The sequence below is a fragment of the Granulosicoccus sp. 3-233 genome (assembly GCF_052681095.1).
In genome coordinates this window covers 404,075-418,602 of record NZ_JBQYLE010000005.1, presented here as the reverse complement: position 1 = coordinate 418,602, position 14,528 = coordinate 404,075, and the positions used below count along the sequence as shown (strand labels likewise).

Below are 14,528 nucleotides of genomic sequence, written 5' to 3'. Positions count from 1 at the left end.
ACTTTGACAAGGTGCGTGGTTTATCATTCACGGGCTATTTCACGCCACTCCAACGTGTCACAAACGCATGAATCTCTTCCGGTTTTATCTGAACAAGCTCACTGGCAAGCCATCGATCTTCGATTTCAGGCTGCTGGGGCAGTCGGTCACACTGGGAATCGCCGCGCCGCGCGAGATTCGTCGGGCACGTGAAATCGAGATAGAGTCCGAGCTTGTGGATCACATGCGTGAGGTTCTGCGCGAGGGCGACACGATCTTCGATATCGGTGCCAATATCGGTCTGATCAGTATCCTGTTGGCCAGCGGGGAGAAGGGGACTCGCTCGCAGATCCATTCCTTCGAGCCCGAGCCACGCAATTTCCGGCAGTTGAGCAACAATATCGGTCTCAACGATCTCCTGGAGCGCGTACACCCGCACCAGTTGGCGCTGGGTGCCGCCGAGGGGCAGGTCGAGCTGCATATTCGTGGCAGTGAAGGGGAAGGGCGTCATTCCATAGCAACCAGCAAGGGTGCCACCGGTGCCATCTCCGTGGAGCTGACCACCATGGCCATTTTCTGTGCCAGAGAGAAAGTGCAGCCGGATATCATCAAGATCGATGTTGAAGGTGCAGAAGGGCAGGTGCTGGCCGGAATGGAGGGTTTGCTGCAGGACTCTCCACCCACCGATGTCTTTCTGGAAGTACACCCCAAGGGAGACGGCGATCTGATGCCGGACGGTTCGACGATTCAGGACTGGATGCTGGCGCGCGGTTATGAGCTGGCCTGGAACAATGTGCGTGGTTCCGGCGAACATCGTCATTATCGCCACGCTGGTGCCAAGGGAGTCTGACACAGTGGGCAGGGATGTCATCTTCACCACGTATTTCACGGGTAAACCCGATCCGCAGTCCGGTGCCAAGAAGAAGAGCAACTGGTTCAAGCACTTCAAGACCTGGGCGCGCAGTCGCCGCGGTGGCGCTCGCGCAGAACTGCCCGGCATTGCTCGGGAGGACGAATACGAACGCATCGAGGTCTGGTACGAAAGCCTGTTGAAGGTGGGCTGCGAGGCCGTCATCTTCCACGATCGTCTGAGTCAGCCCTTCGTCGACAAATGGACGCGTCCAGAGGTGAAGTTCGAACGCTATACCCTGAAGACGCCGCGGTCGGTCAATGACGAGCGCTACCAGTGCTATCAGGAATACCTGCTGGCCCATCCGGATATCGAACGTGTCTTCATGCTCGATCTGTTCGACATCGAATTCTTCAGCAACCCCTTCGATCTGATGGATGACGAGACCTTCGACATCTATTGCGGCGGGGATGCCGGCGAGTACAACGACAAGCTCAACCGCAACAAGATGGTCGCCGCGTTCGGCCAGGCGTACTACGAGGATCAGATCAAACTCAATGCCGGCATCTGCGGCGGAAACCGCAAGCCTGTCATGCAACTCATGGATACCATGATCGATGTCTTCGACGGGCTGACCGAGCGTGGCGAGATTGCCAATCTGAACATGGCCATCTTCAACAAGTGTGTCTACGATCTGTTCGAGCCGTCACGTATCATGTATGGCTACCCGCTGAACAGCCGATTCAAGAAGTACGAAAAGGCAGGTAATTTCGCCTTGCGGCACAAATAGATGCTCGTTACCTGCGCGACCTTCAACTATCTGGACATGCTGTGCCTGTTGCTGGCATCGCATCGCGCCAGCAATCCGGATATCCCGCTGGCGGTTCATGCCATTGGCTGGCCGGATGAGTATCTGCAGGCCGCCAGACAGCTGTACCCGAATGCAAGCTTCCATGCGCATACCGATCTGCACGATGGTGAACCCATGGAAATGAAGGGGCCGGTGCCGCGCAGTGCTGCCATCCTGAAACTGAAGGTGCGGCTGCTTCACGAGAGCTACCATTCGAGCAATGACCCGGTTACCTGGGTCGATGCCGATACGCTGCTGTTGAAACCGATGAAACCGTTACTTGCGCGAGTGGCCGAGACCGGGGACTTTGCAGTGACCTACCGTTCCCGCAAGCGAGCTCATGCGCGCTTCGCCGTGGCAGTGTTGTGTTTCATGCGCACTGACAGAGCGGCCAGCTTGCTGGATCGATATGCCCAGCTGACACAGCAGACCAGCGGTACGACAAAACGCAAGCCTGGCAATGAAGTGGCCTGGTTTCATGATCAACTGGCCCTGTGGCAAGCCTGGCAGGAGTCGAGCCGAGGGGTGCTGGGCCTGCCTCGGCGTAACGCACCTCGAATGGTTCCGCTGACCGATGCCGAGCATTCGATCGATGGCAGCACCGATGCCATTTTCGTGAGTCGTCGAGACAAGGTTCTCGACACACAGGCCATGCTGGATGTCCTGCAGGAACGGGGAGTGGTACTCAGTTCGGTTCATGATGCCGTGGCGACATGATTGTCGTGTCGGTAACGGTGGTGTCACCGTACTGATATGACAATCATGTCACCCGGCAAGCTGGCTGTCGTCAGGCAACTTTCAGATCCTTGTCGTGTTCCACACCCGGTTGGCCTGACATGACGGTTCGTTCGATGCTGCCGCGAGTAATACCCAGGTCATGCAACTCTGCATCGCTCATGCTGTTCAGGTCCTTCATGGCCTGCCGTTTCGACGCCTGGTCGATGGTTGCCCTGAGAATGTGCTCCTGCTCTTCCATGGTGCGCCATGGCCAGGCATCGACACCCTGTGTCAACAGTTCACGTGAAAAGCCGTTGTCCGCCAGCATGCGATCATCGCATCGCAGCAGATATTCACGGGCAATATCGCGACCACGATAGGTCATGTAACGCTCATAACTGCTCGCTATTTTTCCGAATACCTTGAACATGTGTTTCTCCTGATAAGCTGCATGAAAACTGATTCATCAATCCGGGCTGTTTCTGCTCTCAGACTTCGTTGAGCAAGCCAACTGCTAGCCGTATATGGCTTGTGTTCAATTTAGGCATCGTTGCCGAGAGTGACAAACGACATTTTCTTTCGGTGGTAGTTAGTACAACTTACTCAGTGAATGACATATGGCAGGACCACTTCCACTCAATGCATTGAATGCATTCGAAGTTGCAGCCAGACACGAAAGTTTCAGCAAGGCAGCAGAAGAACTGAACGTGACTCCGGCGGCAGTCAGTCAGCAGATTCGCATGCTCGAAGAGTTACTCGGGGTGCAGTTGTTTCACCGCCTGAACCGCGGCCTGGCGCTTACCGGCGCCGGCAAGTCAGGCTTGCAGAAACTGCAACATGGTTTCCAGAGCGTCAATGAAGCTGTGCAGCAGATTCGGGCAGAACCCTCTGCCGACAGTCTGGATGTCTGGATGGCACCGTCCTTCGCCTCCAAGTGGTTGATGCCACGCATGCACCGCTTTGTCGAAGCGCATCCGTCCATCGATCTGCGAGTGTCGGCCAGTGGAGACCTGGTCGATACCAATGTCTCGGCGCCGTCACTGAGCGAGGAAATACTGCGAAAGCATGACATCGATGTCGCGATTCGCTTCGGTAGCGGCAATTACCCCGGATGTCGGGTGGAAAAGCTGATGAGTGTCACATCCTTGCCGATGTGCAGTCCCGCATTGCTCGAGGATCAGCAACGCCCCCTGCGCACACCGGACGATCTGGCGCACCATACGCTGTTGCATGATGAAACACCGTATGAGGGCAGGCCTGACTGGTCCAGCTGGCTCGAGGCCGTGGGGGCACAGCAGGTGGACGGTACCCGTGGAATGCGATTCAACCGGGTATCCCTGGCGCTGGCTGCGGCTGTCGAGGCGCAGGGGGTCGTGCTCAGTCTGGAGCAACTGGCAGCCAGTGATCTGGAAATGGGGCGACTGGTCGTGCCGTTCGAGCACCGGGTAAGGTTGCAGCACGCCTATCACGTCATCAGCCTGGAGAACACCACTGATGATGACCGGGTGCTGCTGTTCAAGGAGTGGCTGTTCAGGGAAGTGGAGGCGATGCCTTCCTATGCCTGAGCACGGCGATCAACGCTGAGTTTGTCAGGTGACCTTGCACACAAGTCCTCCGGGGCGTACCTGCTGGAGTTGGTTCCACAAGCAAGTCTTCCGGGGCGTCCCTGCCCCGTGAAGCCTGGGCCTTGCATCACGCAGGGGCATCCTGCCGTCTGATCGTCAGACGGGTTGACGATGGATCAGTCCTGCACTGCACCAACCTCATCGCGGCGCATTCTCATGCGGCGACGAATCAGTCCGCCGAGCAGGATGGGCAGGATGAAACCGATGATGGACACCAGCCACAGACCGATTGCCAGCGGTGAGCCCAGCAGGATGCTCCAGTCGCCATCGGAGATGGTCATGGCGCGACGCAGATTGTCTTCCATGTTGTTGCCCAGCAGTATGCCGAGAATCACCGGTACCAGAGGCACATCCAGTTTACGCAGTACCCAGCCCATCAGACCGAAGACAATCATGACCATCAGGTCGAAGGTCGAGCCCGAGATGCCGTAGATTCCCACGAAAGAGATCATGGCGACGATGGGCATCAGTATGCGTGGTGGGATCAGAAGAACCCGGACAAACAGTCCCACCATGGGAATGTTCATGGCCAGCAGCATGAAGTTGCCCAGGAACAGCGCGGCAATCAGACCCCAGACCACATCCGGATTGGAGATGAACAGCAATGGACCCGGTGTGATGTTCAGCGCCAGCAGCATGGCCAGCAAGACCGCCGTGGTACCTGACCCGGGTACACCCAGGGCCAGCATGGGCACCAGTGCGCCACCGGCCGCGGCGTTGTTACCCGCTTCAGGCGCTGCCACGCCGCGGGGGTCGCCGGTACCGAAGGTGCCTTCCTTGTCGACCAGTTTCTTTTCGATCGAATAGGAGATGAAGGAACCCAGGGAGGCGCCGGCGCCCGGCAGGACACCCGCGATGAAACCGATGAATGAGGTGCGCAACATGGTGGGCGTACAGCTCTTCAGCAACTTCCAGGACGGCGTGATGCGGCCGATGCCGACACTGGACGATTTACCTTCACCCGTGCCGTCGCCACGGTGTTCCAGAAACAGGAATACCTCTGACAGGGCAAAGAGTCCGACAATGGCGACCAGGAAATCGATGCCGTCATACAGATGGACTCCGCCGAAGGCAAAACGTGGCACACCGGTTTGCCCATCGACTCCCACCATGGCGATCATGATGCCCAGAGCGGCGGCAAACGCGGCCTTGGCCTGGTTCTTCGACGTGATGCCACCGAGGGTGGCAAAGGCCAGTGTGAACAGGGCAAAGTACTCGGCAGGTCCGAACAGCAAGGCTACCTTGACCAGTTGCGGGGCGAGAAATACCAGCCCCCAGGTAGCAAGAAAGGCACCGACGAACGAAGCCACTCCGGACAGTGACAGGGCCTCTCCGGCGCGCCCCTGCTGTGCCATCGGATAGCCATCGAGCGTGGTCATCAATGCAGGCTCATCGCCCGGGATATTGAGCAGTATCGAGGAGATGCGCCCGCCGTACATGGCACCGTAATACACCGAGGTCAGCAGGATCATGGCAGCGGTCGGGGGCAGGCCGAGAGTGAAGGCCAGAGGGATCAGGATGGCCACGCCATTGGATGGGCCCAGACCGGGCAGGGCGCCGATGATGGTGCCCAGAAAGCAGCCCATCAAGGCCAGAAAGACATGTTGCCACGTCAGAGCCACGGCGAAGCCATGGAGCAGAGAATTGAGTGATTCCATCAGAAATGGTGCTCCCTAGAATCCGAAGGGACCGCGCGCCAGCGACAGTCCGAGAATCAGATGAAATACGGTGTAGATGCCGATGGAGGTCAGCGTGCCGGATACCAGAGACCACAATGGCTGCGTGCCCAGACGCCATGTCAGAAATGCCGATGCCACGGCGGTGGCGATGAGAAATCCGACCTCCGGCAATGCCAGTGCGTAGGCCACCATGACACCGGCGGCGATTGCAATCTCCAGCAGACGCGATGCTCGGGGCCATTGCGGTCTCACATCGGGTTTGATGATGATGACCAGGCTGGCCACTGCCATGACCACGGCGAGAATGATGGGAAAGGTTCTTGGTCCGACCGGGTCAGAGATGAAGCTCAGCTCGATATGGAAGGCCGCCCAGATGAACAGTAGTGCGAACAGGAGTCCGATGCCACCGAAGATTCGGTCGCTCATGATGTATTCCTCCGATGGAACGTGGGTGATTTGTGGCGAGAGGTCGACACGCCACGCCCGAGAAAGGACGGGGCGAGGCATGCCGACCAGGGCAGGAGCGTGAGATGCTCCGGGTCAGCTACTTGATGAGACCTATCTGCCGGGACAACTCGGTGATCGAGGCAACCGAATCGGCCACGAAGGCTTCGAATTCGGCACCTTGCAGATCCAGTGGGGCCAGACCACTGTCTGCCATGGATTGCTTCCACTCGTCAGACGCGTAGACCTTGCCGATTGTCTCCACCCAGTAGTCATAAGCCTCGTCACTCATGTTGCCGGGGGCATAGAAGCCGCGCCAGTTGGCACCGACCACGTCGATGCCCTGTTCTCGCGCTGTCGGGAATGAGGCGAAATCGCCTTCGAGACGTTCAGGGGCAAGTACGGCAATGATGCGAATATCTCCTGAATCCACAAAACCCTTGGCCTCGGAGGCATCACCGGTGTAGGCCTGCAGCGAACCACCGAGTACCTGTGTGATCGCCTCACCACCCCCGTCGAAGGCAACGTATTTGACAGTGCGAACATCTTCGATACCCGCCTCGGTGGCAACCAGCAGGGCTTTCAGGTGATCCCAGCCACCCACTGCCGAACCTCCGCCAATGGCAACCGAGCGCGGATCGGCCTTGATCTGGTCGAGCAGCTCGTTCAAGGACTGTACGGGGCTGTCCTTGGCCACGGCGATGATGCCGTAGTCGGCGCCAACGGAACCCAGCCAGCGTACCTGACTCATGTCGTTGCCGGGGTAGGCTCCCTGAGCCAGACGGGTGGCTGTTGCCGAGGAGGCAGCGACGATCAGGTCGTTGTCGTCACTGCGCTTGTTGACGACCGCAGCAAATGCGACTCCGCCACCGCCACCAGACATGTTGGTGACTTGCAAAGTGCCCGGTATGGCTTTGATATCCTGCATCGTCTTGCCCACCTGACGGCAGGTGAAGTCCCAACCACCGCCCGGATCGGCAGGGGCGATGCATTCGGTGTTTTCGGGTTCGTAGGCATGCAGGGATGTACTGGCCAGCAGGGCCAGAGACGCCAGCAGCAGTCTGTTCTTGTTCCGAGTGATAGTCATTCCAGATTTCCTTTGGTGAGTCAGTTCAGCCATCCCAGCAATTCAGCTGTGACGGCTTGTCGTATGTTTTATACTTTGAACCTGTCATGAGCCTGTCACCGCAGAGACAATCCTTGCCGCATTGCTGGCGACAACCGCACTCTCGAAGCCGTTCGGAGCCCTGATCACATGCGACTGTTACTGGTTGAAGACACTGCAGATGTGGCCGAGGCGATCGCACTGAGTTTCGCCCGGGCAGGCGATACGCTGGATTGCGCCTTCGACCTCAAACAGGCACGCAGCAGTCTTTCGCTGCAGCAATACGATGTACTGATTCTCGACATCAATCTGCCCGATGGCAGTGGCAAGGATCTGTTGAGAGAACTGCGACGTGAACGCAATACCACCCCGGTATTGATGCTCACCGCAAGACTCGGCATCGAGGAGCGCGTTGCATCGCTCGATGGTGGTGCCGATGACTATCTGACCAAACCGTTCGATCTGCGTGAATTGCAGGCGCGTGTACGCGCCTTGCACCGGCGTTCGCCAACGGTGCGGGATACCGTCGTCGAGTTCGGTTCACTGGTCATCGACGTTGCCGGCAAGACTCTGGTCTGCAACGGTCAGGAGCTCACCCTGACACGGCGAGAGTTCAGTCTGCTGGAAGCGCTGCTGGATCGGCGTGGTCGTGTGGCCTCCAAGGAACATATTCTCAATCGCATGTTCTCCTTCGATGAGGCCGATGTCGGGACCAATGCGATAGAGTTGTATGTGTCACGCCTGCGGCGCAAGCTGAGTGGCAGCGGTGTGTCCATTCGCACCTTGCGAGGACTGGGATATCAGCTTGTCGATGAAGCCTGATCAGCGTACCTCGCTGACAAGACGCCTGGCGCTGTCGATCTCGCTGTTGCTGATTGCCGGTGGGGCTCTGGTCAGTCTGGCCGCACTGGCCTACGGCAGGCAGGCGGCTCAGACTGCGTATGATCGATTGCTGCTCGGGTCAGCCAGGCAGGTAGTGGCCAGTACCAGTGTGATCGATGGGCGGGTCATGGTCGATATTCCGGTTTCGGCGTTCGAGCTGCTGGCTCTGGCGCCGGAGGACCGCGTGGTCTACAGAATCATCGGACATGATGGCCAGACACTGACCGGCTACGATTCACTGGTCATTCCCGATGACGCGGCGCAGGAGCTGGCCTACTACAATCTGGAATACAACGATGAGCCGATTCGCGTGATCGCCTTGTCGAAACGGTTTGCCGAGCGTGCATTCAGCGGCACAATTCAGGTATTGATCGGCCAGACGATGCGGGCACGCAACGCCCTGGCGCAGGAGCTGGTCGGCAATGCCGTCCTGGTGGTTGCCGTGGTGGGACTCAGTATGGCCATACTGGCCATCGTTGCCGTCTACTCGGCACTGCGCCCGCTCTATCGCATCGAGCGCAGTTTCTCATCCCGGGACCCTCGTGATCTGACTCCCCTGCATGTGGCGGTGCCCAGTGAGCTGACACCTGTGGTCAATGCCATCAATCGATTCATGTCACGTCTGGAGCGGCAGATGGAGACAACCAACAATCTCATTGCCGACTCTGCACATCAACTGCGCACGCCGATTGCCGCCCTGCGAGCACAGACAGAGTTGGCCACCGAAGAGTCCGATCCGGCTGCCCTGTCGCTGTCTCTGCAGCGTATTCATGCACGCAGTCGCAGTCTCAGTCGCCTGACCGATCAACTGCTCAATCGCGCCCTGATCATCCACCGCAACGATTCCGTTGTGCGTACTCGAGTCGATCTGCGCACCGTGGCCATGGAAACAGCCGACGAATTCGATATCGACAGTCAGGGACGCGCACGTGAATTGCGGCTGCAGCTGCCGGAGTTCGCGGTGTGGGTGCGAGGGGATGCCCTGTCGCTGCGAGAAGCCTGCAAGAATCTGGTGAACAACGCGTTTGTGCATGGTCAAGCGCCGGTCACTCTGACGGTCGAGGCCGTTGGTGACCAAGTGGTTCTGGCCATACAGGACCAGGGGAAAGGCATACCGATACAGACCGAGTTGCGGGCCGGAGAGCGGTTCGTGCAGGCAGACGTGGCAACAACCAGGCCTGGTACCGGCATTGGTCTGGCGATCGTGCAGGAGGTGCTCAGGGCTCATGATGGGAAATTGCGTTTTTCCTCGGATGACAGCCGCGGATTCAGGGTGTCGATGGTATTTCCGGCTGACTGGAAGGGAAGTGATGCATAGTTGCAGAAACCTGCTTTGTCATTGCCTTGCCATGCTGACCTTGTGCCTGCCTGCGCCTCTGCCGGCGCAGGAAGAGGTGGGTGAGTTTGGACCTGACGATGCCATTCGCACCCTGGTGGTGAGGGGCAGCACCGATATCGAATTGTTTGCTCCGGTCATGCGGGCATTCCTGGACAGGAGCATCGATACTCGCATTCGCTATGAACAATGGGGTTCGAACGCGCTGTATCTTCGCTCCAGCAAGGAATGTCAGCAGTCATCAAGCAGCGCGGACGTGTTGATCAGTTCTGCGGTTGATCAGCAGGTCAAGCTGGTCAACGATGGGTGCGCCATCGCTCATCGTTCGGTCTATACGCGACGCCTGCCTGCTCACGCCATCTGGAGAGACGAGTTGTTCGGCATTACCCTCGAGCCCGCGGTGATGGTGTACAACCGGGACGAGTTGCGCGAGGAGGAGATACCGCTCAGCCGTTTCGATCTGCTGGACAGGCTGCGACCCCATGACAGCCGTTTCGCCGGACGTGTGGCCACCTACGATATCGAACTTTCCGGTCTGGGCTATCTGTTCGCCTTTGCCGATTCGCAACAGGCGACAACGTTTGGTGCCTTGCTCGAGGCCTTCGGGAGAACCGGGGCAGTTGCCACCTGTTGCTCGGCCGAGCTTATCGATGCCGTGGCTGAAGGACGTTTTCTGGTAGCCTACAACGTTCTCGGCTCGTATGCACTGGCGCAGGCGGAGCTGGATCCGCGTATCGGTATTGTCAGTCCGCAGGACTATACGCTGACATTGTCACGCGGTGCCCTGATTCCGCAAGGTGCACCGCAGGAGGATACGGCGCGAGCCTTTCTCGATTTTCTGTTATCCGATCAGGGGCGTACCATTCTGCAGAAATCGCATCTGATTGCCACCTTCGATGACAATGACATGGCGGATTTTCCTTCTCTTGAAGGGGCCGTACCTGTATTGAGGCCAATCAGCCTGTCTCCGACACTGCTGGTCGGGCTGGATCAGATGAAACGCGAGATCTTCATACGTCAGTGGCGCGAGAAGATGGTGTTGCAGTCAGGCAGACGCGAGTAGCTTGATTCGAGCAGGCCAAAGCGAGCAGGCCAACGCGAGCAGGCGAACGCGAGCAGGCGAACGCGAGCAGGTCGATCCGAGCAGGCCAGTTTGAGTCATTGAAGGCGATTGCCATGCTGTCATTGGCTGTTGCCAGGCAGTCAGCGCGGCGGCTTGTAGAATGAGGCCAACTTGCCACTGATCGATGGATGTCCTTGAAACTCTCCAGACGTTTGTTCCTTGTCATGTCCCTGTGGGTATCCGCATCGCCTGCTCAAGCTGGCCCGGCGGCGACAAGCGGCGCCCCTGCTGCCGCGAACGACGCCCTGCAGGGTGGTGGTCAGGGCAATCCTGCGCAGACAATGACGGTAGCCAGTGCCGGCTCGAAGGTGGAATTGCTGCAGTCGGGCAAGGACTGGACACTCCAGGTGGACGGCAAGCCCTTTGTCGTGCACGGTGCCGGCATGGGCTATACGGATGAGGCCGGTATTGCCCGGCTTGCCGAGGCAGGAGGCAATGCCTTTCGAACCTGGGGTACGCAGCATCTGGATGTGCAACTGGCCGCCGCGCAACGCCACGGCCTCAAGGTGCTGGTTGGCCTGGACATGCAGAAGCAGTTGCAGGGCTTCGATTATCAGGATGAGGAGGCCGTTGCCCGTCAGTTGAAGGCTCTGCAAGCCAGCATCGATCGCTACCGCTCTCATCCAGGCCTGTTGGGCTGGATCATTGCCAACGAACCCAATCTGATGATCGGTGCCGACGGTGCAGCAGTACAGCCTGACCCGGCCGTGTATGAGGCCATGGCCGATGTTCTCGATTACATTCACGAGCAGGACCCCGATCATCCTGCCACCGTGGCCTTTGCCTTCACGGCGACACTGGCCGAGGATGTCGCCCTGGCACTGCAAGCCATGCCGGCACTCGATTTTCTCTCATTCCAGGCCTATGGCGCATTACCGGTGGTGCCCGACCTGGTTCAGGGTCTGGCGGTGAATCTACCCTACATGGTGACCGAGTTCGGTCCGCTGGGGCATTGGGAGATGCCAGCCACGCAGTGGGGTCGTGAGATCGAGGAACCCAGTGGAGCAAAGGCTGTCGGTCTGGTCGAACGCATGCAGCAGGCCGGACTGCATGATCCGCAGGGGCAACTACTGGGAGGGTTTGCCTTCCTGTGGGGGCATAAACAGGAACGCACGCCCACCTGGTATGGTCTGTTCACCGAAGAGGGAGGGCGCACGGCGGCCGTGGACGAACTGAGCCGACTCTGGACCGGGCAGTACCCACGCCATCGGGCACCATCGGCATGGGGGCTGACGCTGAACGGGGAGGTCGCTGGCGCCAGTGTCTCGGTGCTTCCCGCGTCCCGGCTGACAGCCAGCCTGCAGGTCAGCGATCCGGACAGCGATGACTTGACGGTTCGCTGGCAGGTGCGCAAGGAAGTCGAGCTGCGCAGTCATGGTGGACACTTTGAAGCGAGGCCTGACAGCGTGGCAACGCAATTCAGTGACCATAGCCGTGCCGATGATCGGCATGGCGTCACCCTGCTTGCACCGGTAGACCCCGGGCACTATCGGCTTTATGCCTGGGCCAGTGATGAACAGGGTGGGGTTGCAACAGCCAATTTCCCGTTTCTGGTTCAGCCTCTCTGAGGCACGGCACGGCACGGCACGGCACGGCACGGCACGGCACGGCACGGCACGGCACGGCACGGCACGGCACGGCACGGCACGACACGACACGTTGTCGAGGCGCTTGCTGCGAGCGCCGTGCGCGAGTCCGCTTCCCGTAGTCTGATACAGTGGCTGGCTGTTCATCAGGGAATGCAGAGTCAGTGAGTACAGATTGCGAATGCATCGTCATGGGTGCCGGAGTGGTGGGGCTTGCCATTGCGGCAGAACTGGCGGCTGCCGGACGCGATGTCCTGGTTCTGGAGCGCGAATCGGCATTTGGAACCGTGACCAGTGCCCGGAATTCCGAGGTCATTCACGCCGGCATCTACTATGCCGCTGACAGTCTCAAGGCGCGCTTCTGTCTGGCCGGTCGCGAAGCCCTGTACCAGTATTGCCGTGAGCATCATGTCGATCATGCCCGCTGTGGCAAGCTGATCGTGGCAAGCAGCGAGGTACAGGTAGCGCAACTGGCATCCATCAAGTCCCGCGCCATGGCCAACGGTGTCACTGACATCCGGCAACTGAGCGCTGCCGAGGCTATCGCCATGGAGCCACAGCTGCATTGTCTGGCAGCCCTGCATTCACCTTCCACCGGTATTGTCGACAGTCACGGCCTGATGCTCTCGCTGCTGGGTGATGCCGAACGGCACGGAGCCGTGCTGGCAACGCATTCACCGGTGGTCGGGCTGGAGCATGAGAGCGACAAGGGGCAGTTTCGGGTGGAAGTCGGAGGCGAGAATGCCATGTCGCTGACCACGCGCTATCTGATCAATGCCGCTGGCCATGGTGCCTGTGAGCTCGCCGCGAAACTGCCAGGCAATGGCGCTGCAGCACAGGTGACTCCGGTACTGAGCAAGGGCAACTATTTTCGGCTCTCCGGCAGAGCGCCGTTCAGCCGCCTGATCTATCCGGTGCCCGAACCGGGTGGGCTCGGGGTTCATATCACTATCGACCTGGGTGGCCAGGCACGCTTCGGGCCGGATGTCGAACCGATCGATAGCGAGGACTATGTGGTCGACCCGGCGCGTTCAGCGGGTTTCTACGCAGCCGTGCGTCAGTACTGGCCGGGTCTGCAGGATGATGCCCTGGCATCGGACTACGCCGGCATTCGTCCGAAGATCCGTGTCGATGGAGAGCTGTATCCGGATTTTCTGATTCACACGCAGCACCAGCATGGCATGCCGGGGCTCATTCATCTGTTCGGGATCGAATCCCCGGGTCTGACCGCCAGTCTGGCCATTGCCCGAGAGGTTGGACAGCTGCTGGAGGCCTGAGCCTCAGGCAACATCTTCCTGGCGGTCGAAGATCACCAGGTGATCCAGCTGCAGGCGAATGCCGAACTGTTCACCCACCGGATGGTTGTGATGCGAGGGTGCCAGACACAGCAGACGGGTATTTCCGGGCATGCGCAGGGTGTACAGATGATCCGCGCCGCGGAAGTCACGGGCGACGACAGTGGCCTTGTTGGGACTGTTGTCGTCATGGATGATGTCATCGGGTCGTACCAGCAGCTCGATCAAACGCCCCGGGGGCACATCCTCGCTCAGCTCGCCGTGAATGGTGCCCAGTTCGGTCTGGATGACATTGTCATCGAGGGTATTGCCACACAGAAACACCCCTTCGCCGATGAAATCCGCCACAAAGCGGTCTGCCGGGGTGTGATACAGACTGTAGGCATCGTCCCACTGGCGCAGCCGGCCCTGCGAGACGACGCCGATATGGTCGGCGATGGCAAAGGCTTCGTACTGGTCGTGGGTGACCAGTACCGCAGTAATGCCGTCGCGTTTGAGAATCTCGCGCACCTCATGGGCCAGTTGCACCCGTCTTTCCGTATCCTGGCTGCTGAAGGGCTCATCGAGCAACAGCACGGGCGGCCGCGGCGCCATGGCCCTGATCAGCGCCACTCGTTGCTGCTGACCACCGGAGAGCTGGTGCGGGTAGGCATCGGCAAAGTTCTGCATGCCCACCAGTTCCAGCAGCTCATTGACACGGGCATCGATGGTCTTGCGTGGCTGGGTACTGATTCCGAAGGCGACATTGCGGCGCACGCTCATGTGGGGAAACAGGGCGAGATCCTGGAAGACCATGCCGACCCGGCGTTCCTCGGGAGAGGCCTGCCGTTCGGCACTGGCTACCGCCTCGCCCGCTATCGACAGGGACCCGGCCGAGGGGGCCTGAAATCCGCCTATCGTACGCAGCAGGGTTGTCTTGCCACAGCCACTGGGGCCCAGCAGGCAGCCGATATCGCCGGGTTCGAGTGAAAATGACACATCGTCGATGATGCGAGTACCATCGATGTCGACGCAAATGTGTTCTAGTGCCAGCTGGTTTGCCATGCCGGCATGATAC

Annotated in this window: 14 protein-coding genes; 9 read left to right on the top strand and 5 right to left on the bottom strand. The window is 59.3% G+C overall.

The features are described from left to right. The first annotated feature begins 67 nt into the window (after nt 1-67). From ACUNV4_RS15940 to ACUNV4_RS15930, 3 genes are read left to right on the top strand one after another with little or no spacing between them, the layout of a single operon-like run. The gene (locus tag ACUNV4_RS15940) at nt 68-829 is read left to right on the top strand and encodes an FkbM family methyltransferase (protein ID WP_430879573.1); all 762 of its coding nucleotides are present in this window, start codon (nt 68-70) and stop codon (nt 827-829) included. A 4-nt stretch (nt 830-833) separates the two neighbouring features. Continuing rightward, entirely contained in the window at nt 834-1,619 is a 786-nt protein-coding gene (locus ACUNV4_RS15935) for a hypothetical protein (RefSeq protein WP_430879572.1), read from the top strand. Continuing rightward, nucleotides 1,620-2,396, top strand: a complete 777-nt coding sequence (locus ACUNV4_RS15930) for a hypothetical protein (protein WP_430879571.1) — start codon at nt 1,620-1,622, stop codon at nt 2,394-2,396. It abuts the gene before it with no gap. 70 nt (nt 2,397-2,466) lie between these two features. On the opposite strand, the gene ACUNV4_RS15925 is transcribed toward ACUNV4_RS15930, so the two are convergent. Further along, nucleotides 2,467-2,826, bottom strand: a complete 360-nt coding sequence (locus ACUNV4_RS15925) for a DUF1127 domain-containing protein (RefSeq protein ID WP_430879570.1) — start codon at nt 2,824-2,826, stop codon at nt 2,467-2,469. Nucleotides 2,827-3,013: 187 nt separating this feature from the next. Here ACUNV4_RS15925 and gcvA point away from each other — a divergent pair, with 187 nt between their 5' ends. Then, complete coding sequence (gene gcvA, locus ACUNV4_RS15920; RefSeq protein WP_430879569.1) at nt 3,014-3,961, top strand: transcriptional regulator GcvA; 948 nt, start codon at nt 3,014-3,016, stop codon at nt 3,959-3,961. Between the two features lie 176 nt (nt 3,962-4,137). On the opposite strand, the gene ACUNV4_RS15915 is transcribed toward gcvA, so the two are convergent. The 3 genes from ACUNV4_RS15915 to ACUNV4_RS15905 all read right to left on the bottom strand — a co-directional run bounded on the left by ACUNV4_RS15915 (nt 4,138) and on the right by ACUNV4_RS15905 (nt 7,231). After that, the gene (locus ACUNV4_RS15915) at nt 4,138-5,679 is read right to left on the bottom strand and encodes a tripartite tricarboxylate transporter permease (protein WP_430879568.1); all 1,542 of its coding nucleotides are present in this window, start codon (nt 5,677-5,679) and stop codon (nt 4,138-4,140) included. Between the two features lie 15 nt (nt 5,680-5,694). Continuing rightward, a complete protein-coding gene (locus ACUNV4_RS15910; RefSeq protein ID WP_430879567.1) occupies nt 5,695-6,126 on the bottom strand; it encodes a tripartite tricarboxylate transporter TctB family protein in 432 nt (143 codons plus the stop codon). A gap of 118 nt (nt 6,127-6,244) precedes the next feature. Next, nucleotides 6,245-7,231: a Bug family tripartite tricarboxylate transporter substrate binding protein gene (locus tag ACUNV4_RS15905; RefSeq protein ID WP_430879566.1), complete on the bottom strand. Its 987-nt coding sequence runs from the start codon at nt 7,229-7,231 to the stop codon at nt 6,245-6,247. A gap of 168 nt (nt 7,232-7,399) precedes the next feature. Between ACUNV4_RS15905 and ACUNV4_RS15900 the strand changes: the two genes are divergently transcribed. The 5 genes from ACUNV4_RS15900 to ACUNV4_RS15880 all read left to right on the top strand — a co-directional run bounded on the left by ACUNV4_RS15900 (nt 7,400) and on the right by ACUNV4_RS15880 (nt 13,453). Beyond that, on the top strand, nt 7,400-8,071 hold the full coding sequence (locus tag ACUNV4_RS15900; protein ID WP_430879565.1) for a response regulator: 672 nt from the start codon (nt 7,400-7,402) through the stop codon (nt 8,069-8,071). Further along, nucleotides 8,061-9,449, top strand: a complete 1,389-nt coding sequence (locus ACUNV4_RS15895; protein WP_430879564.1) for a sensor histidine kinase — start codon at nt 8,061-8,063, stop codon at nt 9,447-9,449. Before ACUNV4_RS15900 ends, ACUNV4_RS15895 begins: the two co-directional genes overlap by 11 nt. Beyond that, nucleotides 9,442-10,530, top strand: coding sequence for an ABC transporter substrate-binding protein (locus tag ACUNV4_RS15890; RefSeq protein ID WP_430879563.1), 1,089 nt, complete (start codon nt 9,442-9,444; stop codon nt 10,528-10,530). Before ACUNV4_RS15895 ends, ACUNV4_RS15890 begins: the two co-directional genes overlap by 8 nt. 194 nt (nt 10,531-10,724) lie before the next feature. Next, on the top strand, nt 10,725-12,158 hold the full coding sequence (locus tag ACUNV4_RS15885; RefSeq protein WP_430879562.1) for a hypothetical protein: 1,434 nt from the start codon (nt 10,725-10,727) through the stop codon (nt 12,156-12,158). A gap of 182 nt (nt 12,159-12,340) precedes the next feature. After that, nucleotides 12,341-13,453, top strand: a complete 1,113-nt coding sequence (locus tag ACUNV4_RS15880; RefSeq protein WP_430879561.1) for an NAD(P)/FAD-dependent oxidoreductase — start codon at nt 12,341-12,343, stop codon at nt 13,451-13,453. Nucleotides 13,454-13,456: 3 nt separating this feature from the next. Here the strand turns inward: ACUNV4_RS15880 and ACUNV4_RS15875 are convergent, their stop codons facing one another. Next, nucleotides 13,457-14,515 carry an ABC transporter ATP-binding protein gene (locus ACUNV4_RS15875; RefSeq protein WP_430879560.1) on the bottom strand — a complete coding sequence of 353 codons (1,059 nt, stop codon included), beginning with the start codon at nt 14,513-14,515 and terminating at the stop codon, nt 13,457-13,459. Nucleotides 14,516-14,528 lie beyond the last annotated feature (13 nt).

Coding starts and splice junctions, on each gene's coding strand:
- ACUNV4_RS15940 (WP_430879573.1), top strand. CDS start 68: ATGAATCTCTTCCGGTTTTATCTGAACAAGCTCACTGGCAAGCCATCG.
- ACUNV4_RS15930 (WP_430879571.1), top strand. CDS start 1,620: ATGCTCGTTACCTGCGCGACCTTCAACTATCTGGACATGCTGTGCCTG.
- ACUNV4_RS15925 (WP_430879570.1), bottom strand. CDS start 2,826: ATGTTCAAGGTATTCGGAAAAATAGCGAGCAGTTATGAGCGTTACATG.
- gcvA (WP_430879569.1), top strand. CDS start 3,014: ATGGCAGGACCACTTCCACTCAATGCATTGAATGCATTCGAAGTTGCA.
- ACUNV4_RS15915 (WP_430879568.1), bottom strand. CDS start 5,679: ATGGAATCACTCAATTCTCTGCTCCATGGCTTCGCCGTGGCTCTGACG.
- ACUNV4_RS15910 (WP_430879567.1), bottom strand. CDS start 6,126: ATGAGCGACCGAATCTTCGGTGGCATCGGACTCCTGTTCGCACTACTG.
- ACUNV4_RS15905 (WP_430879566.1), bottom strand. CDS start 7,231: ATGACTATCACTCGGAACAAGAACAGACTGCTGCTGGCGTCTCTGGCC.
- ACUNV4_RS15900 (WP_430879565.1), top strand. CDS start 7,400: ATGCGACTGTTACTGGTTGAAGACACTGCAGATGTGGCCGAGGCGATC.
- ACUNV4_RS15895 (WP_430879564.1), top strand. CDS start 8,061: ATGAAGCCTGATCAGCGTACCTCGCTGACAAGACGCCTGGCGCTGTCG.
- ACUNV4_RS15890 (WP_430879563.1), top strand. CDS start 9,442: ATGCATAGTTGCAGAAACCTGCTTTGTCATTGCCTTGCCATGCTGACC.
- ACUNV4_RS15875 (WP_430879560.1), bottom strand. CDS start 14,515: ATGGCAAACCAGCTGGCACTAGAACACATTTGCGTCGACATCGATGGT.